General features: G+C 52.7%; 26 protein-coding genes and 1 pseudogene. 13 read left to right on the plus strand and 14 right to left on the minus strand.

The window, feature by feature from the left end:
- Positions 1-154 precede the first annotated feature (154 nt).
- Complete coding sequence (locus tag NWF35_RS16350) at positions 155-1,645, minus strand: FAD-dependent thymidylate synthase (RefSeq protein ID WP_301240575.1); 1,491 nt, start codon at positions 1,643-1,645, stop codon at positions 155-157.
- Between the two features lie 106 nt (positions 1,646-1,751).
- Between NWF35_RS16350 and yunB the strand changes: the two genes are divergently transcribed.
- Positions 1,752-2,495: a sporulation protein YunB gene (yunB, locus tag NWF35_RS16355; protein WP_301240576.1), complete on the plus strand. Its 744-nt coding sequence runs from the start codon at positions 1,752-1,754 to the stop codon at positions 2,493-2,495.
- A 298-nt stretch (positions 2,496-2,793) separates the two neighbouring features.
- Here yunB and NWF35_RS16360 read toward each other — a convergent pair whose 3' ends face one another.
- Positions 2,794-4,569: a menaquinone biosynthesis decarboxylase gene (locus tag NWF35_RS16360; RefSeq protein WP_301240577.1), complete on the minus strand. Its 1,776-nt coding sequence runs from the start codon at positions 4,567-4,569 to the stop codon at positions 2,794-2,796.
- 463 nt (positions 4,570-5,032) lie between these two features.
- Here NWF35_RS16360 and NWF35_RS16365 point away from each other — a divergent pair, with 463 nt between their 5' ends.
- Positions 5,033-5,266: a glutaredoxin family protein gene (locus NWF35_RS16365; protein ID WP_301240579.1), complete on the plus strand. Its 234-nt coding sequence runs from the start codon at positions 5,033-5,035 to the stop codon at positions 5,264-5,266.
- 80 nt (positions 5,267-5,346) lie between these two features.
- Here NWF35_RS16365 and NWF35_RS16370 read toward each other — a convergent pair whose 3' ends face one another.
- Positions 5,347-6,360, minus strand: a complete 1,014-nt coding sequence (locus NWF35_RS16370; protein ID WP_301240675.1) for a M23 family metallopeptidase — start codon at positions 6,358-6,360, stop codon at positions 5,347-5,349.
- A 113-nt stretch (positions 6,361-6,473) separates the two neighbouring features.
- Between NWF35_RS16370 and larC2 the strand changes: the two are divergent.
- Together larC2 and NWF35_RS16380 are read left to right on the plus strand one after the other, a co-directional pair.
- Positions 6,474-6,884, plus strand: a pseudogene (gene larC2, locus NWF35_RS16375) (nickel pincer cofactor biosynthesis protein LarC2); the annotation flags it as partial.
- 117 nt (positions 6,885-7,001) lie between these two features.
- Entirely contained in the window at positions 7,002-7,529 is a 528-nt protein-coding gene (locus NWF35_RS16380; protein ID WP_301240676.1) for a YfiT family bacillithiol transferase, read from the plus strand.
- A 162-nt stretch (positions 7,530-7,691) separates the two neighbouring features.
- Here NWF35_RS16380 and NWF35_RS16385 read toward each other — a convergent pair whose 3' ends face one another.
- The 4 genes from NWF35_RS16385 to larE all read right to left on the minus strand — a co-directional run bounded on the left by NWF35_RS16385 (position 7,692) and on the right by larE (position 10,523).
- A complete protein-coding gene (locus NWF35_RS16385) occupies positions 7,692-8,024 on the minus strand; it encodes a luciferase domain-containing protein (protein ID WP_301240580.1) in 333 nt (110 codons plus the stop codon).
- A gap of 177 nt (positions 8,025-8,201) precedes the next feature.
- On the minus strand, positions 8,202-8,930 hold the full coding sequence (gene larC / locus NWF35_RS16390) for a nickel pincer cofactor biosynthesis protein LarC (protein ID WP_301240581.1): 729 nt from the start codon (positions 8,928-8,930) through the stop codon (positions 8,202-8,204).
- Positions 8,908-9,708, minus strand: a complete 801-nt coding sequence (larB, locus tag NWF35_RS16395; RefSeq protein ID WP_301240583.1) for a nickel pincer cofactor biosynthesis protein LarB — start codon at positions 9,706-9,708, stop codon at positions 8,908-8,910. The genes larC and larB overlap by 23 nt, the downstream gene beginning before the upstream one ends.
- A complete protein-coding gene (gene larE, locus NWF35_RS16400; protein ID WP_301240585.1) occupies positions 9,705-10,523 on the minus strand; it encodes an ATP-dependent sacrificial sulfur transferase LarE in 819 nt (272 codons plus the stop codon). Before larE ends, larB begins: the two co-directional genes overlap by 4 nt.
- A 409-nt stretch (positions 10,524-10,932) precedes the next feature.
- Between larE and lipA the strand changes: the two genes are divergently transcribed.
- Positions 10,933-11,808, plus strand: coding sequence for a lipoyl synthase (gene lipA / locus NWF35_RS16405; RefSeq protein ID WP_301240587.1), 876 nt, complete (start codon positions 10,933-10,935; stop codon positions 11,806-11,808).
- Between the two features lie 203 nt (positions 11,809-12,011).
- Here lipA and NWF35_RS16410 read toward each other — a convergent pair whose 3' ends face one another.
- Positions 12,012-12,656, minus strand: a complete 645-nt coding sequence (locus NWF35_RS16410; RefSeq protein ID WP_301240589.1) for a YhcN/YlaJ family sporulation lipoprotein — start codon at positions 12,654-12,656, stop codon at positions 12,012-12,014.
- Between the two features lie 146 nt (positions 12,657-12,802).
- On the opposite strand from NWF35_RS16410, the gene NWF35_RS16415 reads away from it, so the two are divergent.
- Positions 12,803-13,147: a YutD family protein gene (locus NWF35_RS16415; protein ID WP_301240590.1), complete on the plus strand. Its 345-nt coding sequence runs from the start codon at positions 12,803-12,805 to the stop codon at positions 13,145-13,147.
- A 432-nt stretch (positions 13,148-13,579) separates the two neighbouring features.
- Here NWF35_RS16415 and NWF35_RS16425 read toward each other — a convergent pair whose 3' ends face one another.
- Both NWF35_RS16425 and NWF35_RS16430 read right to left on the minus strand, forming a co-directional pair.
- Positions 13,580-13,855: a DUF3055 domain-containing protein gene (locus NWF35_RS16425; protein ID WP_301240592.1), complete on the minus strand. Its 276-nt coding sequence runs from the start codon at positions 13,853-13,855 to the stop codon at positions 13,580-13,582.
- Positions 13,856-13,932: 77 nt separating this feature from the next.
- The gene (locus tag NWF35_RS16430; RefSeq protein WP_301240593.1) at positions 13,933-14,580 is read right to left on the minus strand and encodes a MerR family transcriptional regulator; all 648 of its coding nucleotides are present in this window, start codon (positions 14,578-14,580) and stop codon (positions 13,933-13,935) included.
- A 393-nt stretch (positions 14,581-14,973) separates the two neighbouring features.
- On the opposite strand from NWF35_RS16430, the gene NWF35_RS16435 reads away from it, so the two are divergent.
- Positions 14,974-15,513 carry a GNAT family N-acetyltransferase gene (locus NWF35_RS16435; RefSeq protein ID WP_301240594.1) on the plus strand — a complete coding sequence of 180 codons (540 nt, stop codon included), beginning with the start codon at positions 14,974-14,976 and terminating at the stop codon, positions 15,511-15,513.
- Here the strand turns inward: NWF35_RS16435 and NWF35_RS16440 are convergent.
- The 4 genes from NWF35_RS16440 to NWF35_RS16455 all read right to left on the minus strand — a co-directional run bounded on the left by NWF35_RS16440 (position 15,437) and on the right by NWF35_RS16455 (position 17,294).
- A complete protein-coding gene (locus NWF35_RS16440) occupies positions 15,437-15,856 on the minus strand; it encodes an HIT family protein (protein ID WP_301240595.1) in 420 nt (139 codons plus the stop codon). The two genes, NWF35_RS16435 and NWF35_RS16440, sit on opposite strands and share 77 nt — an antisense overlap.
- A 194-nt stretch (positions 15,857-16,050) precedes the next feature.
- A complete protein-coding gene (locus NWF35_RS16445) occupies positions 16,051-16,413 on the minus strand; it encodes a spore coat protein (protein ID WP_301240597.1) in 363 nt (120 codons plus the stop codon).
- A 13-nt stretch (positions 16,414-16,426) separates the two neighbouring features.
- Positions 16,427-16,669 carry a hypothetical protein gene (locus tag NWF35_RS16450; RefSeq protein ID WP_301240599.1) on the minus strand — a complete coding sequence of 81 codons (243 nt, stop codon included), beginning with the start codon at positions 16,667-16,669 and terminating at the stop codon, positions 16,427-16,429.
- 85 nt (positions 16,670-16,754) lie between these two features.
- A complete protein-coding gene (locus NWF35_RS16455; RefSeq protein ID WP_301240601.1) occupies positions 16,755-17,294 on the minus strand; it encodes a manganese efflux pump in 540 nt (179 codons plus the stop codon).
- A 161-nt stretch (positions 17,295-17,455) separates the two neighbouring features.
- On the opposite strand from NWF35_RS16455, the gene NWF35_RS16460 reads away from it, so the two are divergent.
- The 6 genes from NWF35_RS16460 to NWF35_RS16485 all read left to right on the plus strand — a co-directional run bounded on the left by NWF35_RS16460 (position 17,456) and on the right by NWF35_RS16485 (position 21,980).
- Positions 17,456-17,902 (plus strand): DUF86 domain-containing protein, encoded by a 447-nt coding sequence (locus tag NWF35_RS16460; protein WP_301240602.1) that lies wholly within the window; start codon positions 17,456-17,458, stop codon positions 17,900-17,902.
- A gap of 18 nt (positions 17,903-17,920) precedes the next feature.
- Entirely contained in the window at positions 17,921-18,508 is a 588-nt protein-coding gene (locus NWF35_RS16465; protein WP_301240603.1) for a hypothetical protein, read from the plus strand.
- Positions 18,509-18,564: 56 nt separating this feature from the next.
- Positions 18,565-19,185 (plus strand): helix-turn-helix transcriptional regulator, encoded by a 621-nt coding sequence (locus NWF35_RS16470; protein WP_301240604.1) that lies wholly within the window; start codon positions 18,565-18,567, stop codon positions 19,183-19,185.
- Positions 19,186-19,501: 316 nt separating this feature from the next.
- Positions 19,502-20,236: a class I SAM-dependent methyltransferase gene (locus tag NWF35_RS16475; protein WP_301240606.1), complete on the plus strand. Its 735-nt coding sequence runs from the start codon at positions 19,502-19,504 to the stop codon at positions 20,234-20,236.
- Positions 20,233-21,021 (plus strand): TIGR01457 family HAD-type hydrolase, encoded by a 789-nt coding sequence (locus tag NWF35_RS16480; protein ID WP_301240607.1) that lies wholly within the window; start codon positions 20,233-20,235, stop codon positions 21,019-21,021. Before NWF35_RS16475 ends, NWF35_RS16480 begins: the two co-directional genes overlap by 4 nt.
- Complete coding sequence (locus tag NWF35_RS16485) at positions 21,018-21,980, plus strand: MBL fold metallo-hydrolase (RefSeq protein WP_301240609.1); 963 nt, start codon at positions 21,018-21,020, stop codon at positions 21,978-21,980. Before NWF35_RS16480 ends, NWF35_RS16485 begins: the two co-directional genes overlap by 4 nt.
- Positions 21,981-22,040 lie beyond the last annotated feature (60 nt).

Raw genomic sequence — 22,040 nt, forward strand, 5'->3', positions numbered from 1 at the left:
CTGTTCCCTCCACACTATACAAATATTGTCATGGGTTAGTTCTGCAAATTCAAAAATCGGGGTTTGCTCTGGCTCAGGAAATGACATATCGGAATGGAAGGCGCATCTTTTACATCAAGATGTCCGCCCCCGAAGATCGGGGGCGTTTTCAATTTTAGCCCAATCGTCGTTGTGCATAGCGGGCAAACACAGGATGCTTCTCTTGCAGCTCCCGAAGCAACGCCTCAAATGTGAGACGGATGTCCCATTGTGCTTCCGGCGAGGTGCGCAGGTTGATGAGATGGTACAGTTCCCACAGCGAAGCTGTGGCAGTAACGGGACGATGGTGCGCGTTGCTCACGCAATAGGCGGCTATTTCGGGGAAACGGGCGGCTATAAACTCATATGTTTCCGTTGCCAAAAACACCGCTTCCTCATAAATCGAGGTCAGTCCGGCCTCTTCCACATGAGGCGGGATGGTGTATCCAAGTTTGACCGTCGGTTCGCCGTAGGAGAAATGCGTCCGCCGGTTGTGACGGAGCAGTTGGTGCCAGTTGGCCTCCGAGATCAACAGTTCCATGGTGTAGGTCACATGCTGGAATTCATCCCGGGGGTTGTCAAAGAAGCGCAGGTGCCGTAGCGCAGTATCAACGATCCGCTCCTTCTCCTCGACAGAGAGTCGTTCAGCCGTAGCCAATGCCCGCGCGTAGGTCGCCGATCGTTCGCTCACCATCAAGTGGGTCACCGTTTGCGTCAAGGCTTTGTCGTAATCAGGCATCTGGACGAACCGAGCGAACGGTTTCTTCCTCTCCGTATCCTCCGTCTGATGAGGAGATTCCGGCAACAGGTCGGAGAGGTCATTCCGCGTCTGCAACAGATAGTCATTGGGTTTGACGTGTTTGAGCAATGTCGGGATGACCCGGCTGATTTCCCGCTCCATCTCCTCGGCCAATCGGCGGCATTCAGAGTGGCGGCTGGAGAGCAGCCGGACGATCGTGTCGCGGAGGGCTCGTCCGTTACCAGTCATGCCGAGATTGGTGAGCGTAGCCAGTGTCAATACGTATCGGGCATCTTCAAACGCCGTTTTTTCCACACGAACGGAGAAGCGTTTGTCGGATTCGCCTTCTTGACGTGGGAGGTTGCGACTCAGATGATCGATCAGCCCGCTGAGCAACCGTTCATAGATGTCGAAAGCTGTTTCGTTCAGGCGTATGAATGCTTGTTTTGATTCGGTGTCCTGTTCCAGCTCCGCCGGGATGAAGTAGTCGCCACGCCGGGGCCGTTGATATCGCTGGCTGTACTCGGTAAAACTGTTGAAGCTGTTGGCCAGTTCCAATTCGGCGGATGCCAGTCGACTGATCTTTTCGATTCCCACATGGGCGACGGCATGCTCTGCCACACTGCTGTGACCGTAGCCTACCACCCATTTTTCGTGGAAGAGGGCAGCCTTTTCCGAGTAAAAACCGGTCATGCCGCCGGCCGTCTCGTCCATCGCCAATTCCCCATCAGCCAGCAGTTTTTTTAGATTGTCGCGGAAGCTGGCTGGACTGCGACTGACGTACGCAAAAATGACCGCAATCACTTCCTCGGGCAAATTGAAGATGGTATATACATTTTTATCCAGATTGGACACATATCGGGACAAATCGATGGTTTGCGCTGTCATGTTCATTCCTCCGTCATACACGCTAAACTATCTTTTTCATTCTATCAAACAACCCTGGCAAGTGGACGGGGTTTTTTGCATAGAAGTGGGGCGAGGAGGGATAATGATGCGGTTTCGAAGGTGGCGATTGCGGCTGCGTCGCAGACCTCAGGGGTTGAGGCGGCGCAGAAAATCGGGGGCATGGTTCCTGGCGTTGGTCATCCTGTTTGCCGTGTTGTACCAGACATTGTGGTTGTTGGAGAAACACCTGCATCCCACCTTAGTCACGATCGCCCGGACCGAAGTGAAAAAGATCGCTTCGGAGGCGATTTTGGAAGGGGTACAACAACAATTGAAAATGGGCGGTGACCTCAACCGCATCATGAAAGTGGAAAAAGCCGCAGACGGGCAAGTGGCGTGGATCACGATCAATCAACAGGTGCAACAGCGGGTATATACACAGACCACCTCGCAGGTGACGCGGATTCTGCATCATCTCGAAAACAAACCGATCAGCCTCAGTTTGGGGCAAGTGTTGCAAAGCAACATCCTGGCCGATTATGGACCGCGGATTCCGGTGGAAATTTGGCCCAAAGGGGACGTGATCGTCGATTTCGAACCGAAGATGGAGTCGGCGGGGGTGAATACGGTGATGGTGACGATGATGTTGAAAGTGCACGCCGAGATGAGCGTGGTCGTTCCGTTTTCAACCGAACCCACGGTCGTCCAGGCCAAGATTCCGATTGCGACAGCGTGGATGATGGGAGACGTGCCACAATTCTACTATTACAACGGCGCATTGAAAAAAGCCGAGAGCGGCTCATCACCGCAGGTTCCGATGCCGCAGATCAAAATGAAGGGGGAAAATTAGGTCGTGTCTGTTTATTCCGTAAGGGAGCAATTTTCCCCAGGCGTGCGACTGACCCAACCCTGACTGAGTCGGAGCGGTCATCATTAGGTTCGCTGAAGGGTGAAGGTGGAGCGAGCCGGGAAAGCAATGTGGACAGTATTCACCAGACACACCCCAAAACCGGTTGTATGGGGCGTATCAAGTAATCTCGCGTGTGACAAAAAAAGGCGTACCCGGACAATCGAATGTACCGGATACGCCCTCCAATCTTCCGAGAGGGAAATTTGGTCCCGCTAATTCCGGTATGGCGGGTGTCCATTCAATTGGATCGTAGCCCTTGTGGAAAATATTCTTTCCACCGTCGATCAACTAACTGCACGATCTCCGGATCCGGCTCCAGTTCGTCGGGATAACCCGGCTTCATGCGGGCATCGATCACGATCGGCAGGCGGTACCTCGGATGGTGTCGCACCAGTTCCGCGCGGGCATGGATGTCGTAAGCCGGATCGAACCGGGTGAAGACCGTCCACAGGAACCGTGTTTGCCTCTCTACTGCACGGATGTCATCCACCAAAAAGACGAAGGGCCATTCACTCAGTGCATCACCATACGATTCGGCCAGGCGACGGGCCAACTCCGGCTCCCGTTCGAACGGCTCACCTTCCACCACCAGTGCCCCTTTGCAATAGGGACAGATGTGACGAATCCCAGGCAGTTCCGGGCCGCGATACTCGGCAGGCAGCGTACGGATCGGTTCGCCGACGCCGACCAGGACCGCCTTACTTCCATGATTGAACCGTCGGCCGGTATAATCTAGCGTATCCATCGAGGTATTCCCGAAGACGAACAGATCAACCGCAGGATCAAACCGCTCCAACACAGTTTCGAACAACCGGGGGAAGTTGTCCAGCGGCAGAGCTTGATCGGTGATGATCAAAAACTTGGTCAGCGTCAACTGGCCTTCGCCCAGGATGCGGAAGGCGTGAGCCAATGCTTCCCGTCGATAACTTTCTCGGACCACGGCGGCTGCCAGGGGATGGAACCCGGTTTCCGCGTAGGTCCACAAATCCCTGACTCCCGGCATGGCCAGTGGGAAGGCGGGCGAGAGCAGACGTTGCAGGAATTCGCCGAGATAGTAGTCTTCCTGTTTTGGTTTGCCCACCACGGTCGCCGGGTAAATCGCGTCCTTGCGGTGATGCACCGATTGGACGTGGAAAACGGGAAAGTCGTGTTTGAGTGAGTAATACCCGTAGTGATCACCGAACGGTCCTTCCGGACGCCGCTCATGCGGCGGCACATAACCGGAGAGGACGAATTCAGCTTCCGCGATGATCGGGTATCCGTTGGCGCCCGGCCGAACGACGGGCAGTTTTTCTCCTAAAATGAGGGAAGCCAGTATCAACTCCGGCAACGACTCCGGTACGGGGGCGATGGCAGAAGCGATCAATGCGGGCGGGCCGCCCAGAAACACCCGCACCGGCAGGGGTTGGTTCCGCTTCTCCGCTTCGTGGTGGTGAAAACCGCCTCCTTTGTGAATCTGCCAGTGCATCCCGGTTGTCTGCCGGTCAAAGATTTGCATCCGGTACATGCCGAGATTGTGTTGACCGGTCTCCGGATGTTGCGTATAGACCAGAGGCAGAGTGATAAACGGACCGCCGTCTTCCTGCCAGGAGGTGATCACGGGCAATTGGGTCAAATCCACTTCCGGCTGTTGCACTTCCAGCACGGGAGCCCGGTTGGAAGAAACGGTTTTGGTCCCCACTCTGAGCAGGTCGAACAGCAGTTTTCGCTGTTTCCACAAGGTTTGTGGTTTGGGTGGAAGCAATTCGTGCAACATTGCCACTGTTTGCTTCATCAATTGTTCCGGTCGTGGACCGAACGCGAGGTCCACCCGCCTGGCGGTGCCAAACAAATTGGTGACGACAGGAAAGGACGAACCTTTTACTTGGGTAAACAATAATGCCGGTCCTTCCTCGGCAATGACCCGTCGATGAATTTCCGCCAATTCCAGATGAGGATCGACGGGAGCAGAAATCTCGACAAGATCGTTTTCCCTTCGCAGTGTATCCAAAAATGATCGTAAATGTTTGTGCAATGAAATCGCCCCTATGATCAGTCTATCGCTATTATACAGCTTCTCGCGAGTGATGGCAGAACTTCGATGCAGACGTTTGCTGTGATATAGTGGGAGGAAAAGAATGTTACGCACTGTATATGGAATGTGTCCCCTCATTGATCAACTGTAGTGAGCGAAGACTTGAGTGCGACCGAGCATCGCAATATTCATCAGATGCGTCCAGGTAATCAAGTTTCGTAAGGGGCAAAGTTTTCCCGGGTGTACGACTTACCAAGCCCGGCAGAGAGAAGACCCGAAAAGCGCAGGAATGGAATCACGGGCAATTTCCTTTCAGCGAAGCGTACTTTGCCCATGTCCTGTGCTCACCAGGTCGTAGCGGTCATGATTTCCTTCCTTGCTGGGCGCAGGTGGAGCGAGTCGGGAAAGCAATGCGTACACTATTCACCAGACACGCCCTAGGTGCTCGAAAGGAGGGACCGGAATGCAAGTAGTGGTGTATTCCAAGCCCCATTGCATTGAATGCAACGTCTTGAAGCGCTTTTTGCACGACTATGGCATTCCATATGAAGTGCGGGATTGTGCCGCCCATCCCGAATATCTGGAGGAAGTGAAAGCGATGGGATTTTTGGGCGTCCCAGTCACGGTGGTAAACGGTACGGCCGTCCAAGGACTGCAACCAGACGAGATCTTGAGACTGTTGGGGCGCAGTGGGTGAGGCTGTTTCATTCACTCCCCGACTCAATCAGAATTGGCGGGGTCCGATGGTAAACAATCGGACCCGCATCAGTCTTACTGTTACTTTTTTCGTTTCTTCTTTTTCATTTCCCGCCATTGTTTGCGGGTTTGCCGTTCCCACGCTTTTAGATGGGGATAGGGGTCAAAAGAATAAATGGTTCGACCGTTGAACTTGTACAAGCCGTAATGCAAATGGGGTGGAAACTTACCCGAGGTACCCGGTGGACCGTAACCGGAAGAGCCGACGTATCCGACCACATCGCCCGGTTTGACGATGTCACCTTGTTTCAATTTTTTGCGGAACCCATTGAGGTGGGCGTAATAGTGATAATTGTTGTATACATCACGGATGCCAAGACGCCAGCCACCGTATTTGTTCCATCCCATCAATTCGATATAACCGTAACAGGTGCTGAGAACTGGGGTGCCGTAATCGGCAAAGATGTCCGTCCCTTCATGGATACGTAAACCTCCCCATCCTCGTCTATCCCCCCATGTGCTGTGATAGGTATAGTTGTATTGCAACGGGAGAGGAAAAACATGTGCATCCAATTTCAATGTGTCGAACTTGGCAAAGATCTTGGCAATATGTGTAATGGTATCTACTGCGATGGGTTGGTGGTAGTACTGCCACAATCCTGTACGAATCGCATCTTCATCCGTTCCAAGGTGAGATAGGAAACGGGCCACGGTGTACAGAACATCGACAGGATCGTGACGATTCGCTTTTCCGTCACCATTGCCGTCACGTCCGATGCCCCCGAAATATTGAATGGAGACTTCCATTTGATCTTCTTGGTCCGGGTTGATCACACCGGCCCATCTTTCAGCAGGAACGTGGATGGCCAGCCACCCTTTTTTTCGGGGAAGATCACGACGCACTCTTTGTAAGTTACGTTCATATTGGTCCATAGCGGCTAGATAATACCAAGGGAGTCCAGTTAACATTTCCACGTTTTTAAATACCTGTTTCCGCCAATCTGTTTCCACGGGGGAGTCTTTTGCCGCCGCGGATGGGAATGTCAACGCGAGCGTTAGGGACATTACCATGCAGAACGCCAGGAATCTTCTCATCCGCATCACCATTTCCTGCTTGATTGATCATTTGATAGTGTGAATGTTTTCGATCGGAAACATGGTGGTACTTTTTGGGTTTTTCGTTCGGGGGAGGTATTGTGATGCACGACATGGATGCTGAACAGCTGGATTCGGATATGGTGGAGATCGCATGTAATCTGGACGACATGAACCCTGAGTGGTTTGAACACGTGATGAATCGATTGTTTGCATTCGGAGCCCGTGACGTGTGGATGGTTCCGATCATCATGAAGCGGGGGCGTCCCGGTGTGACATTGCATGTTTTGGTAAGCGAGGAACATCTGGATGAGGTCAAACGCGTGTTGTTCTTGGAGACAACCACATTGGGAATACGGTGGCATGGCGTAACGGTGCACCGACTGGGACGGACGTTTCAATCGGTGAAAACCCCTTGGGGGACAGTGCGGGTAAAAGTCGCAACCCATCAAGGAGAAATCGTGCAGTTTGCTCCGGAATACAGGGATTGCCGCGCGATTGCCGAAACAAGCGGGGTACCCCTGAAACAAGTAATGAAAACGGCGGAAATGGCTTGGATCGCTTCGTTGCCTGACGAGCAGAGAAAGAAGTGGAGCGGTGAACATCCAACAGAAAAAGGGGATATTGCAATGGGAGAAGGGATGAGTACGGATATGCGGTACCCCATCGGTCAATTTGTAAAGCCAGACACCATTACGACAGCGCATGTCCAACAGTGGATCGACGAATTGGGTGGTTCGGCCGAGCAGCTTCGCCATGCAGTGGCGGGGTTGACGCCCCAGCAGTGGGATACGCCTTATCGACCGGGTGGATGGACTGTCCGGCAAGTGGTGCATCACGTGGCGGATGCCCAAATGCACAACTATATCCGATTTAAACGGGCTTTGACCGAAGAAGAACCGGAAGTGAATGTATGGGAGCATGACGGGTGGGCCGAGATGGCGGACTCACGCACGGAACCGCCGGAAGTTTCCTTGCAATTGATCGAGGCGCTCAACCGTCGTTGGGTGACATTGCTGCGTTCTCTGGAAGCGGCGGATTTCAAGCGTACGTATCTTCATCCGGTGATGGGGCGCATGAGATTGGATGAAGCGTTGGGGTTGTTTGTCTGGCATATTCGGCATCATGTGGCTCATATCACGCATTTGCGCCAACGGATGGGATGGTGAGAGACGGCGGGAGTACAGGCTCAGGCATCAGGCCGATTCGATGTCTGTCTGACCGAATGGGAGCAAGAAAAGGGTGACCTTTTCAGCGATGATCCCAGCGAGCGAAAAGAGCCACCCGATTCATCGTTGTAAGCGGTGAGCCCTGCTTTCTTTAGACTTCGGTCAGTCTGTTTGTTCCGACTGGCCGACTTTTTTCACCAGACGATCGTATTGCATGCGAAACAGACGGATGATGCGATCCACGTCTTCCTCTTTGCGAATCCAGACACTGACCCAACCGGAATCGGGATAGATATGATGAGGTTCCGCTTCTCCGTCCGCCACCAGTTGGTCACGGACGGACCGGGGAAACGGAAGGTCAGCCAACCGGTCTTCATGCAAATGGCCCAATTCCTTCCCTGCGTAGCGAAATTCGATTCCCCCGAAGCGGTGCGGTGCTTCGCTGACACCCGGCCAAGCGGATATCGTCTGACGGATGCGATCGGCGGCATTCATCTTGGACAAGCTCCTTTCCTCAATGGTTTGTGGAGTAGTACATAATAAAATATATAATAAATAAAAAAGTTTATAAATAACCAAATCAAAAAAACAACGGCTGATCAACAACAAAGATTGCACGCCGGTATGAAGTTCCTACCGGCGTGTGTGATGGTGTCATAGTACGAGGACGGTTTAGCGGTTTCCAAGTATCACACGCAATACATTGGGGCGGTCTGGCAGGTCAAGCATACCTGCGCCGTAGCCGGTCCGTTCGACGGTCATGTCGGGAACGGGGCCCCATTGTTCCGTCAGTGCCGTCAAAATGCCCGCTCCCGTAGGCGTGGTCAATTCAAAGGGCAAAGAGGTGGAACGGATGGGATATCCTTTCATCAGCTCCAGTGTGGCCGGGGCGGGAAGCGGATAAATCCCGTGAGCCATAACGGCTTCGCCATTCCCCAGTGGCGGAGGTGATGAAGAGATTCTGTCCGGATTGAGCTGATCCAATGCCAAAGCAGTTCCGACGATATCAACAATCGAGTCGATGGCTCCTACCTCATGGAAATGGACCTCATCGAGCGCAATACCATGAATGCGGGCTTCCGCCTGCCCGATCCGTTCAAAGATCTGAAGGCTCCATAAAACGGCCTGTTCTGGCAAGTCAGCCGATTTCAGCATGTCGACAATCTCCCGATACCGACGATGTGAATGTCCCTTTTGTTCGGGCTCAGTGATGATTCGAACGGCGCGGGCGGAGATGCCTTTTTTCACTGTGCGGGTCCATTGCAGATGAAACGTTTCCAGCGGAAGGGATTGCAACTGTTGCTCGATCAACAAGGGATCGGCACCGGCGTCCACCAATGCGGCCAGCGCCATGTCGCCGGCAATGCCGGAGAAAGGGTCAAAGTGCAGGATTTTTCCCATGAGCGTTGTCCCTCATTTCCGTCAGCTCAACTTGACTGCGATGGATCAGTGCGGCATAATAACCGGCGCCGAAACCGTTGTCAATATTGACGACGGCCACCCCTGCCGAACAGGAGTTGAGCATGGTCAGTAGTGGTGCCAAACCGTTCAGATGTGCACCGTATCCCACACTGGTTGGAACGGCCACGACAGGAGCGGCGACCAATCCCCCCACCACGCTTGGAAGCGCTCCTTCCATACCTGCAACCACGATAATGACATTGGCTTTGCGCAGGACGGACAACTGATCAAGCAGCCGATGCAAACCGGCCACGCCTACATCGTAGACGCGTTCGACCGGGCTGCCGAGGAATTCTGCCGTACCCGCCGCTTCTTCCGCCACCGGCAAATCAGCCGTTCCCGCACAGACGACGGCGACAAAGCCAGGGCTCATGGTTTGCGGACATTCAGGTGGCCACCAGCGAAGCAACCGGGCGACGTCGTCATACTCCACATCGGGTGTAACGTTGCGTACCGCCTCCGCTTGTTCACGTGTGACGCGGGTAGCCAATACAGGTTCTCCCGTTGCCTGCAGTCGATGAAAAATGGTCGCGATCTGGTTCGGCGTCTTACCCTGGGCGAAAATGATCTCCGGAAATCCGGTTCGCCGGGATCGGTGCAAATCGACACGGGCAAAGCCCAGTACATCATAAGTGGCCAATAGTTTACGGGCTTGGTCCACCGAACATCGTCCCTCTGCAACCGCACGCAAAATCTCGGTCAACCTGTCCATGCTCATAGGGTTTCACCTGCCTGATTCCGTACGATGTTCATACTGCCGCTTCTGTATCCGGCCAAATCCAACGTGGTATACAGGAACCCCAACGAGCGGAAGAAGTCAGTGATGGCAGCGGCGTGGCGAAGAACGAGTGGCATTTCTTCCGGCAGCACCTCGATCCTGGCGATCGTTTCGTGATGACGTACACGGACTTGCGTGAATCCTAGTTCCAACAAAAAGATTTCGGCTTGGTCCAATTGTAAGATTTTTTCGCGTGTAATCCGGGTACCATAGGGAATGCGGGAGGAAAGGCAAGCGAATGAGGGCTTGTTCCAGGTCGGCAATCCCATCTCTTTGGAAAGCAGACGAATCTCCTTCTTGGTCAACCCGACTTCCATCAACGGGCTTCTGACGCCCCACCGGCGTGTCGCCTGCATACCGGGCCGATAATCCCCGACATCATCCGCATGGCTACCGTCTACTATAACCGCGTTGGCATATCGGGCGGCAATGGCCTGTATGCGACTATATAATCCGTTTTTGCAGTGAAAACAACGATCTAAATTGTTGGCGGCAAACGCTTCGTTGGTCAACTCTTCCACGTGAAGAGTTTCGTGGCGGACCCCCAATTGCCGAGCCAACGATACGGCTGCATCGAATTCCCTTTTGGGAAACGTGTCGGACGAAGCAGTCACAGCTAGACAGCGTTCCCCCAACTCCTCTTGTGCCCTGGCCAGCAAAAACGTGCTGTCCACACCCCCTGAAAAGGCCACGACCACCCGATTCATCTCTTTGAGCAGGTGTCCCAAACGCTCATTTTTGTCGCGAACGTCCAAGGGGAGACCTCCTTTGTCTGTATGTTCAAGTCCAGTATATCGGGTTTTGTCTGGAAGAGACAACCAGACTTTCTCTGGTTGAAGAGTGGGTGCCAATTGCGTTACCATGGAAACGATGGAAACCTTTTGAGACTGCTGGACAAATTGGTTGACCTCACGCATTGGAAAGTGGGTCCAAATTTCCCGTCGCATACAGTACGGAAACGGGAATTTGGTGCCCGCGAACTTTTTCATCCACCTAATAACGGCGTAACCGTTTTGTTTTTGTGGTAAAATAATCATGATGATTGTGCAGCTTCGATCAATCTCATCGGGTATTTTTGCCTTGGGCAGTTTCATGAGAAGCTGCTCGGGGAAGTATAGTGGGGGACACCTGTTTGGCAGCCTTTGCACATAGGAGGATGCGTGGATGAAACACGAACGGAAGCCGGAATGGCTGAAAGTCAAATTGTCCACCGGAGAAAACTATCAAGAATTGAAACGGATGATGCGGAGCAAGACGCTCCATACCGTTTGCGAAGAAGCACGCTGTCCCAACATTTACGAATGCTGGGCCAATCGGACAGCTACATTTATGATCTTAGGCGATATCTGCACCCGCGCCTGCCGTTTCTGTGCTGTGAAGACGGGCTTGCCGACCGAGCTGGACTGGCAGGAGCCGGAACGTGTGGCCGAAGCAGTGGAGCAAATGGGCGTCAAGCACGCCGTTGTTACTTCGGTTGCCCGGGATGATCTGAAAGATGGGGGTGCCGCCATTTTCGCGGCCACCATCAAAGCGATCCGTAAACGCAATCCGTTTACCAGCGTAGAGGTATTGATCCCGGACTTCCAGGGTAACTGGGATGCATTAAAAGTGGTGATGGATGCACGCCCGGACATTTTGAACCACAATATCGAAACGGTGCGGAGCCGTTCGGACCGTGTCCGCTCCAAAGCGAAATACGACCGTTCCCTGGAGCTGTTGCGCCGGGCCAAAGAAATGCAGCCGGATATCCCGACCAAATCCAGCATCATGGTGGGCGTCGGTGAGGAATATCACGAGATTTTGGAGGCCATGGACGATTTGCGGGCAGTCAACGTGGACATCTTGACCATCGGCCAGTATTTGCAACCGACCAAAAAACATCTGAAGATCCATCGGTATTACACGCCGGAGGAGTTCCAGCAACTGAAGGAAGAAGGGCTGAAACGGGGCTTCTCACACGTGGAATCCGGTCCGTTGGTCCGCAGTTCGTACCATGCGCACGAGCAAGTGCAATCCGCCGAAAAACGCATGGCGCAATAAACCAAACAGCCATCTCCGGTTAAGGAGATGGCTGTTTTTCTTCTTCGGACTCAAAAGGAAAACGCGATCCAGGGCGTGCTGATCCATCTCGCAATTTTCCCGGCTGGCTCCACCTGTGCCCGGCAAGGAAGCAGCGTAGGACCTGATTTAAATGAAAGCGCGGGAAATGGACTAAGTTCTGATGGAATAACCAGATACGTGCCCTAGATACCACCGGATCCGCCCGCTCGGGCAGAACGTCCGGCTCCTCCCAGGTCGGGAGGTGTTTTGTCACCCATACGATCCAACAGTTGTTCCAGATCACCGCGTGCACCCTCGACATAATTGCCCCTTTGCAACCGCATGCCGACCCGGTCGATCTGGTTCCGCAAACGGGTATCGCTAGTCACGTGGATCCGGAAATATCGGGGTGTGACGCTGGCTGCCGTCCGCCAAGCGTCGCGCAGTGTTTTCCGGTCCAACTGTCCCGTTTTGGTTTGGACACCGACAAATACGTGATTGTCTGTTACTAGGACGGAAGCTGCTTTTACATTGGGGAGTACCGTCTCCAGATGGGCGATGTGTCGTGCCAAGATGGTCCGGTCCACATAAACGCTGGGACCCTTTACAGCAGTTCCGTCCGCATTCCGGAATTGGGATTCATCATAATGGATATAACCGATCTGGTTGGGGCCGCCGTGCATATTGTAGCGGCTAGCGTCCCGATTCCCGACGTAGTCATATGGGCGCGTGTTCTGTCTATTTTGGTACAGAGACTCATCCAGATTGCGCTCCGGCATCCTCGCTTGCATACATCCGGTCACCAGGAAAAGAAAAGCGCAAAAGCCCAAAATCAGGCGTCTTTTCATGATGTACACCTCCTAGGGATATCATGCCCGCGGAAAAGAGGCGTACGCGTGACAAAATGTGTATGAGACTGGAATTGGAGGAAGAAGGAATTGATCCAACAAGTGTGGTAAGATAGGAACAAGAACAGGTACAGAGGTTGAGAGTTATGGAGACCATTTCTATACAAGGAAAAGAATATGAATTGATCACGAATCACAAAAACGGATGGAATCCGGAGGCGTTTCGCAAGCGGTATAGCGACATTCTGGGGAAGTACGACTACATCGTGGGAGATTGGGGATATGGTCAGTTGCGGTTGAAGGGCTTTTTTTCCGACCATCACCCCAAAGCGACTAATGATAGTAAAATCAGCCACTTGGAGGAATATCTAAACGAATACTGCAACTTCGGATGTGCGTATTTCGTGTTGAGGTGTGTCAACAACAAACGTCACTATGCCAAATCGCGCAAAGGGAAACAACGTGAACGACGTCTATATGAAAAGCGGTGAAAATTTCATAGAAAACGGGGGCCGAATCCTTCCGAGCGACTCATACCGGACGCAGGTGGATTCGACTCCCTTTTTTTATGCTTCAAATGTTGGTTGAGATGGTGCGTCTCCACCGCGGTCCTGTTCGTCGTGGGTAGGGTGACTGCCAGGGGCTTGACGGGGAAGCCCTTCATGAAACTCCCTCATTTCGTAAGTAAATTGGGGAGCGGCATGCTGGCCCGGTCGCCAGGGTGTACTTTTTCCCAATTGTGGTTCGTTATGAGCAGCACCGTAGGGACCTTCCGGGAATTCTTCGGGTATTAACTCATTGCGTTGGGATTCCACTGTGGAGACATCGTGAAAATCACGTTTGGGATGTTTTCGGCGCATTTGATCTCACCTCAAAAATTAAACTCCCCTTGCGGGGAGGAACTATGCGCCCAAATGTACTTGTCAACCGATTATGGACCAAAGGAACTGCTCCAATTCCTGCGCTTCCACTTCCGACAAACCGTATACATGTTCCAGATAACCGGGTTCCTTCAAGTCGTCTGGACCGATGATGGAGAATTTGTTGGATTGCAGGTTCAAAACCAACAGCTTGCCGTAAAATCGCTCGGTCTGAATGATCGCCAAGTCGAAACGGTTGGTATCGCCCACAAAGCTAACGAACCGGGTGCGCGTCTCTTCCGTGTCGTCATATAAAAACATCCAATTCTCTTGTGTCATCTATGACGTGCTCCTTTGCGGTTGGATTTCGTTCTCCATTATACCGCACACACTCGGTGGAACCCAGAACTGCAAGATCAGAAAATGCCCAAAAAGCGCGCGCTTTTCTTCTGTCTCCGTGGCACAAACTGGCTTTCTTCCGAAGCGGCTGCCAGTCGGTTGTGGAAGGAGAGGTTTCGGAGCTCGATGCGCAGTTGGTCCTGCTTTTTACGGATTTCATCAAACATGAGATGCACGTCGTTGGCGGGAGCATACTCGTACGTCATCGATGTGAATTTATTATCCAGCTCTTCGATAGCGTCAAACAGGCTGTATGTGTGCTCCTCCATTCGTTCCAACCGATCGTATAGCTCCGACACCATTTCCCCGATATTTTCCATATGTTTCATCATGTGTTGCAATGCTTTTTCCGTGTTCAGAAACGGCGCCACTTTGTCTTTTTTTGATTCCTGCGCAGGTGCGGGCGGTTCTTCCGGCTTCAATTTACCCTCTTTATACAATTCTAACCGCACTTGGCGCATGGACTTGTTGGGTTGCTGCTGCAGGCGTTCCTGTATCTCCGCCAAGCGGTTGAAACTTTCTTCGTTTAACACGTAATGGCCCCGGTCGTTCCACTCTGGGCGAATGTATTCGGCGAAGACGTCGATCCATTTGCGGATTGTGCGGGCATGGACGTGAAGACGCTCGGCGGCTTCCCGGGTGGATATCGTGGCTGGCTTAGACATGTTTCATTCCTCCCGTTAATCACGTTCCTGGCTATCCATTCGTGGGCAAGGAATGGAAATCCTTCCAACCCGACAAAGAATGTCATTTCCTGACAAACAAAACAAAAAACAGACAAGGGACGATTGAAGTGTAGGTGCCATTTCAAAAAGAATGAAACATCATTGCAATGAATTGTAGGGGACGATGTTTTTCCGGGTGAGCGACTTTAGGAGCTCAGTAAAGCGAAGGAACGGACCACGAGGAGAAACGCGGTCGATGGCGAATCTGGCAAATCAGTGAGGGAGCAAATGCTTTCCAGGTGAGCGAAGACCTGGAAAGCACAGGAAATAAAATCGCGGGCAAGACGTCAAAAACTCATTCCATCTGTGATTTCAAAGGAGTGTAACACCCCGATGGAACTTCTTCTTCGTCCCATGTATACAACTGACATCCCTGGTGTGAAAAAGGTGGCGGAGGAGACTTGGTGGTCGACATATCGCCCTATTTTGAAAGAAGAGAGCATCCGGCGGTTTTTACAAGTTTCTTATTGTGAGGAAGCGTTGGAGCAAGCGTTGGAGGCACATCAACGAGCAGCTGTGTCGCTTTTTTGGGTGGCGGTACAAGAGGGAGCGGTCATCGGCTTTGTTGAGGCGATGCGGGAAACGGACTCGATGTTTGAACTGAGAAGATTGTATGTGAAGCCGGAAGTCCAACGGCAGGGCGTCGGGCGTCGATTGTTGGAAGAGGTCATTCAAGCGGGACGGATAAATAGCATGTTTGCTTGGGTGGAACAAAAAAACGAAATCGGCCGCGCTTTTTATGCGCGGCGGGGATTCGTCAAAGTGGACGAGCGGGAGGAGGACTTTTTAGGGACGGTCACTGTGGTGGAAAAGTGGGTATGGCGGTGTCAAAAAACTGCCTCAATCTTTGACACAGATGGTCCACCTCGTTGATCCCGCCGCGTGGGGCGGCGTCCCATTCCGTCACCCGAATCCCCCAATATACCCGAGGGGCTCCGGGATAACGCGGAATAACGTGGACATGCAGATGCGGGACGTTGTGTCCGATGCCGAACACATAGACATGTTCAGCTTGAACCACTGACTTGAGCGCACGGGCGGCTCGTGCGACCATTTGGCCGACGGCGGCGCCCTCCTGATCCGTCAGTTGATCCCATCCCGTCGTGTGTCGTCGGGTTTCCACAATCAAGTGGCCCAGGTAGATCAAAGGTTCTGGTTGTTTTTCCAACGGTGCGTGGTAGAGAAAGGCAAGGTCATTTTCGGCAATCTTCTCCAAATGGGAGAAGGCAGCTTCTCCTCGATGTTTCCGGCAAAAAAGCAGTCTTCGGATGTGGTGCTCAACTCACTTCCCTCCGCTTGGAAAAAATGGTGCCTTCTCTTGTTTCCACATGGTGAGCCGCAAGACCTTTCTACAAAGTGCACATTTTTCGTCAAAACAACCATCCCCGGATTTCCTGCCGGGGATGGTTGTTACGCATAAGGGAACTGTGTCCGGTAGTTGGCGAATTGTTGTGCCGCCTGCGTGACTTGTTGCGCCGGGGCGGGATCAGTTTTGTACCAACCCTTTTGGCTCATCAAATTAAACAGGTCGCGTTGGCAGTGATGCAGTTCTGTCAACATTTGCATCTGAACCTGATACAATTGTTGGGTACTGGCTTCGTTCACCGCAATGTTGTAGGCGGTCGTCAAGTATTTCTCAGTTGACAGAATGTCGTTTAGCCGATCTCGGTCGTTCATTTCCGGCCCTTTGACTTTGGGTAATCCGGTCGATTGCTGAGGTTGGTTTTGCTGAGCTCCCCAGGTGGATGGTTGTTGTCCGTATGGTGGTTGCATTGTTTTCGCCTCCTTATTGCGTCATGGTCCCACCGGCAGGTGGTTGAGGTTGGATTCCCGTAGTTTGCACTCCCGATTGCAGTTGAGAGAGCAGGGTTTCGTAATGCTGTTGATGTATGCGTCCGACCCGATCGATCAGCTGGCGGACTTGAGGGTCCTGAGATTCCTGAGCGTAATGATGGCATTTTTTCATCGCCAACAGTTCCCAAGACAGTTCATCCTTCAAATAATGCAGATCTTTGCTGGACAATGGCATTTTCTTTCATCCCTTCCCATTCTGATGGTCTCATTGTTTGAAAAAAAGGAAGGGAATATGCATGGTCCATGTTAAAACCCGGGATTCATGATGTGATGATCTGGTATAATCCTAGCAGGATCAAAGCGCTGCCGCTGACATAGTGGACCCATGAACCGGGTTGAATCCGTCGGGCTCGGGTTCCCAATGCACAGCCCACCCACAGGAGGATTCCACTGAAACCACCCAGAACCAAACCGAATAAGGTGGGCGCGTAACCGAGGAGACCACCGGTCAATCCCATCCCGAGGTTGTTGAAAGACAACCCCAGGGCCAAAAACCACCATTCTTTTTCCAAAAAGGTTGCGTAGCGGGTGATGCGAACCCGGACGGTCCAGTACGATCGCAGGCCGATGATCAGCAAGGTGATACCTGCCATCCACCCCAGCAAAAAATCGGGGAGAAGGGGATGTAACCAGGAACTGAGCCAATCAGCCGTGCCCGAAGCGAATCCTCCTATGACAGTCACCAACACCAGTGCCGCATATGGGATCTGCTTATTACCCAAACCATAAGTGATGCCCACTCCGACATTGTCCACATTGGCGGCGAAAGAAAGCGCGATCAACGGCAATAATGGATGCATTCTTCGTTCACCTGACGCTTTTTTGAGGATTTTTTGAGGATATCATCACACCCTATGTCGCTATCGCTGAAAGAGAAACGGCGGAAACTAACGGGCACGAGGTTTTTTCAGCCGGGGGATCAGCCCGGATCAAGATATATCCAGAAGGAGGAGTTTCAGTCATGATTTATGATGTAAATACGGAAAGAATCGAACGGCAGTTGACCTACTTGCAAACCTGCATCGACGTGATCGCCCGCATCGACGAACAGCCACAGGAGAAGTGGATGCAGGACCCTATCCGCGTGTTTGCTCTATCCCGTGCCTATCATATCGCGGTGGAATGCATCATCGACGTGGGCAGTTTGCTGATCGACGGATTTATCATGCGCGATCCCGGCGGCTATCTGGATATCGTGGACATTTTGGCGGACGAAGAGGTAATCCCTGCGGAACAGGCGGATACGATTAAAACGCTGGTTCGCTTCCGCGACCGATTGGCCCGCCATTACGACACGTTGGTGCCGGCGGATTTGGCGGAACATCTAGACAAACGGGAGATCATGGCTTCCTTCATAAATTGGGTGCGTTCGTATTTGACACGGGAACTGGGGGAAAGTTACCGATAAAAAAGGGAGTTGTCAACATTGGACCGCATCGAGGAAATGCCCATCAACAGATTGTTGGCCGAGATGGCGATGAAAACCTTCCCCAGTCCCAAAGCGGGGAGTTCGTTGGCCCTCACATTGGCGATGGCATGTGCATTGTTGGAACTGGTGATTGCGGATCGGGGCGAAGAAAGTGCGGTGCCGCCAGGAAGGGACTGGCACGGCGATGTGCTGCTCGTGCGCGGATGGCGTAGGGATGCTCTGGTACTCGGGGAGGCGGACATGAGCGAAGTGATCCGTCTGTTCCAAGACCATCCGGAAACAGCGGAAGCCCATCCCTCAAGTTTGCCTACACCGGTTGCCCGTTTGCAGGCACTTGCCGAGGCCGTCATCGAGATGGGGATGCCATACTTGGACCATGCGGGGGACAAAAAGAGCGACATCGTCACCGTCCTCCTACAGGCGCGTGCGGTATGGCTGGGGGCGCATCATATTCGATGGAACAACCGGAACAAGACGATGGAAGCCCCTCTGACAAAGAGTGTCCGGTTGACGAAGGTACGGATTTGGGATGAGAGATTGGAGATCGCCATGAGAGATGTGGAAATAATCGGTAAGGATACATAATGGTTTCGGATATTGATGAAACCGGGTAGAATAATGGGAGAGGAAGGTGAGGCCCAATGACCTCCACTCGGGAGCAGATATTGCATCTGCTCAAAACGGACGGACCGATGACGGTCAGTGATTTGGCTGAAAAACTGGATATCACGGAGATGGCGGTTCGGCGCCACCTCAACACGTTGGAACGGGATCAGATGATTGGCTCCCGGCTGTTGCGCCAGGCGATGGGGCGTCCGACCAGCCAATTTTATCTGACAGATAAAGCGGATGAATATTTCCCAAAAAACTACCACACCTTTGCACTCAGTCTGTTGGAGGACATCGAGGAGACGGAAGGTCCGGAAGCAGTCGAGCGGCTGTTTGAACGGCGCAAGGACCGACTGACCAAAGAGTTTCAGGATGCTTTTCGGGGTAAGACGTGGGAGGAGCAGGTCAAAACGCTCGCCCAACTACAGGATGAAAAGGGCTATATGGTTCGGCTCGAAAAGCGGTCAGACGGTTCCTACGAGTTGACGGAACTCAACTGTCCGATCGCGCAAGTGGCCAACCGGTACCAACAGGCTTGCGCCTGTGAAATCGGGTGGTTCCGCAATATGTTGGATGCAGATGTGGATCGGACGGAATGCAAGGCCAAAGGCGGCCAACATTGTGTCTATGTAATCAAGCCCAAAAGAAATTGATTGTTTAGGGCGTGTCTGGTTACTGTCCACATTGCTTTCCAGGCTTGCTCCAGCCTGCGCCCTGCAGGGAAGCAGATGATGACCGCTCCGACCAGGTCAGCGCAGGACGTGGGCAGGAAATTGCCTTCGATTTCAATCCTGCGCTTCCCGAGTCTCGGGCTGGCTTGGATAAGTCGCTCACAATGATCAGAGATGCCCTAGTCCGGACACACTTTCGTCTTAACGGCATTGAGCCGTTCTTTTTTTTGCACTGCGGGACAATCCTGCAATACAATGAAATCAGTTGGGCGTTTTGTGCCATCAGGAGGGAAACAATATGTCTCAATGGTACGAAGAAAGTTTCGGGGAAGATTATTTGTTGGTGTATCGCCATCGCAGTAAAGCATCTGCACAAAAAGAAGTGCGTGCGATCACCCGGTGGTTGGACCTGAAACCGGGTCAACGTGTATTGGATTTGTGTTGCGGCACGGGACGTCACTCCATCGCACTGGCAGAGGAGGGATTGCACGTCACAGGAATCGATTTGTCCGAGACACTGTTGAAACGTGCGCGGAAAGATTCGGCAGGGCGGAACATTCGGTATGTTCGCGGTGATATGCGGGAATTGCCCTTTGAAGACGGGTCTTTTGATGTGGTCGTTAACTTGTTTACTTCCTTTGGTTATTTTGAAACGGATGCGGACAATCAGAAGGTATTGCACGAAATCGCGCGCGTGCTACGGTCTAGCGGTGCGTTCCTGATAGATTTTCTCAATCGCCAATCGGTGCAATCGCGCTTGGTCCCTGTCAGTGAGCGGGAGCAAAACGGTTTGCACATCCGGGAGGAACGTCGCATTGACGGTGATTTCGTAAGGAAAACGATCGCCATCACGGCCCCTGACGGGAATCGCCGTCAATACCATGAACGCGTCAAAATGTATACGTATGAACAAATGCGGGATATGCTGGCGCAATCCGGTTTGCGTTTGGAGGACGCCAAGGGGGATTTTGAAGGCAATCCGTATACGCCGGAAAGTCCACGCATGATTTTGATGGGGCGTGGTAGCAGATGAAAACCTATCAGGCCTATCTGCTGGATTTAGACGGCACGTTGTACCGTGGGAAGGAAGTGATTTCGGGAGCACGGGAGTTTGTACGCTGGTTAAAAGACAGCAGCCGTGATTTCCTTTATTTTACCAACAACTCATCCCGTACCCCCGAACAAGTGGCGGAAAAACTGAGGGCGTTCGGGTTTCCGGCAGAGCCGGATCAGGTGATGACGTCGTCAATCGCCACCGCCCGCTTTTTGCAGGAGCAATTGAAGGGAACGTCGCATTCTGTCTATGCCATCGGTGAAGTGGGTTTGCTCACGGCTCTGCGTGAAGCCGGTTTCCGTTTCGATGAAGACCGACCTGATGCGGTCGTGGTCGGCATTGACCGGGATTTTCACTATGAAAAAATGAAAAAGGCTTGTTTGGCGATTCGAAACGGCGCCCGGTTCATCGGAACCAATGGAGATAATGCGTTGCCGACGGAAGAAGGACTGCTGCCTGGCAACGGTTCACTGTGTGCGGCGATCGCGACCGCCACAGGGGTTGATCCCGTCTTCGTGGGAAAACCCGAGCCATTCATGGTTCATTATGCACTGGAACGATTGAGAAGAAAACCGGAAGAAACGTTGTTGGTGGGAGACAATCTGATGACAGACATCCAGGCGGGAGCGGTCGGCGGGATCGACACGCTGCTGGTTTATACGGGTGTTACCACCCGGGAGCAAGCGGCGGCATCCGACATCCGGCCAACTTATGAAGTGGACAACCTGATGCAATGGATGCAGAAGGAGGCAGCCATCCGATGAATAAATGGGAGGATATTACGCAAGTTTCTCTGCCGTTGCCGTTTGCGTTGAAAATCATTCACGCCTACGTGGTGACAGGGACTGACGGTATTACATTGATTGATACGGGACTTCATATCGGGGAAGACATGGATACTTGGGAACGGGCACGGCAGGAAATGGGATGGGATTGGAGAGATGTAGAAAAAATCGTGCTGACGCACTATCATCCGGATCACTACGGGTTGGCCGGCACATTGCAGAATAGGACAGGAGCACCCGTATACATGTCCAAGACGGATGCCGAGCAGGCCTTGCTGTTTTGGCGGGAGGACAGCGATCAGCCGGAAACGATGGCGCGATTTTACGCCAAACACGGTTTGGATGAAGAATGGGTGAAGAAGATGCCCGATCACCTGCGCAGTTTCCGCCAATGGGTGGAACCGCATCCGCAGCCGACCTATATCGCCGGTGGAAAGACGGTTCGCCTGGGAAACCGGAGCTATCAAGTACTGCATACCCCCGGACATGCTGACGGTCACCTCAGTTTCTACGATCCGGAACGAGAATGGTTAATTGGCGGCGATTTTCTGCTGCCCAAAATTACACCCAACATCAGTCTGTGGCCCGGATGTGACCCCAATCCGTTGCGGTCGTATCTGACCACGTTGGATCGTATGGCCGATCTGCCGGTGAAGAAAGTGTTCCCTTCGCACGGACCCGTATTTGATCATTACCGGAAACGGATCGAGGAGCTGAAAGCGCATCATGCCGCACGACTGGATGAAATGCTGGAATTTGTGAAAGCAGGGCCGAAAACAGCGAAAGAGGTGTGTGATTTTATCTTCGGCTCCAATCTGTCCATCCATAATCTCCGCTTTGCCCTGTCGGAAACCCTGGCCCATTTGGAATATCTGCGGAATGAAGGGATGCTGCAGTTGGTGGAAGAAAAAGACCGGTTTTACTACATGCATGCTTGATGTGAGTATCGTCGGAACCGATTGGGCCGCGGCTCCGATCGGGCACTGGGTGCCCGCGGA

The organism is Polycladomyces subterraneus (assembly GCF_030433435.1).
Taxonomy (GTDB): domain Bacteria; phylum Bacillota; class Bacilli; order Thermoactinomycetales; family JIR-001; genus Polycladomyces; species Polycladomyces subterraneus.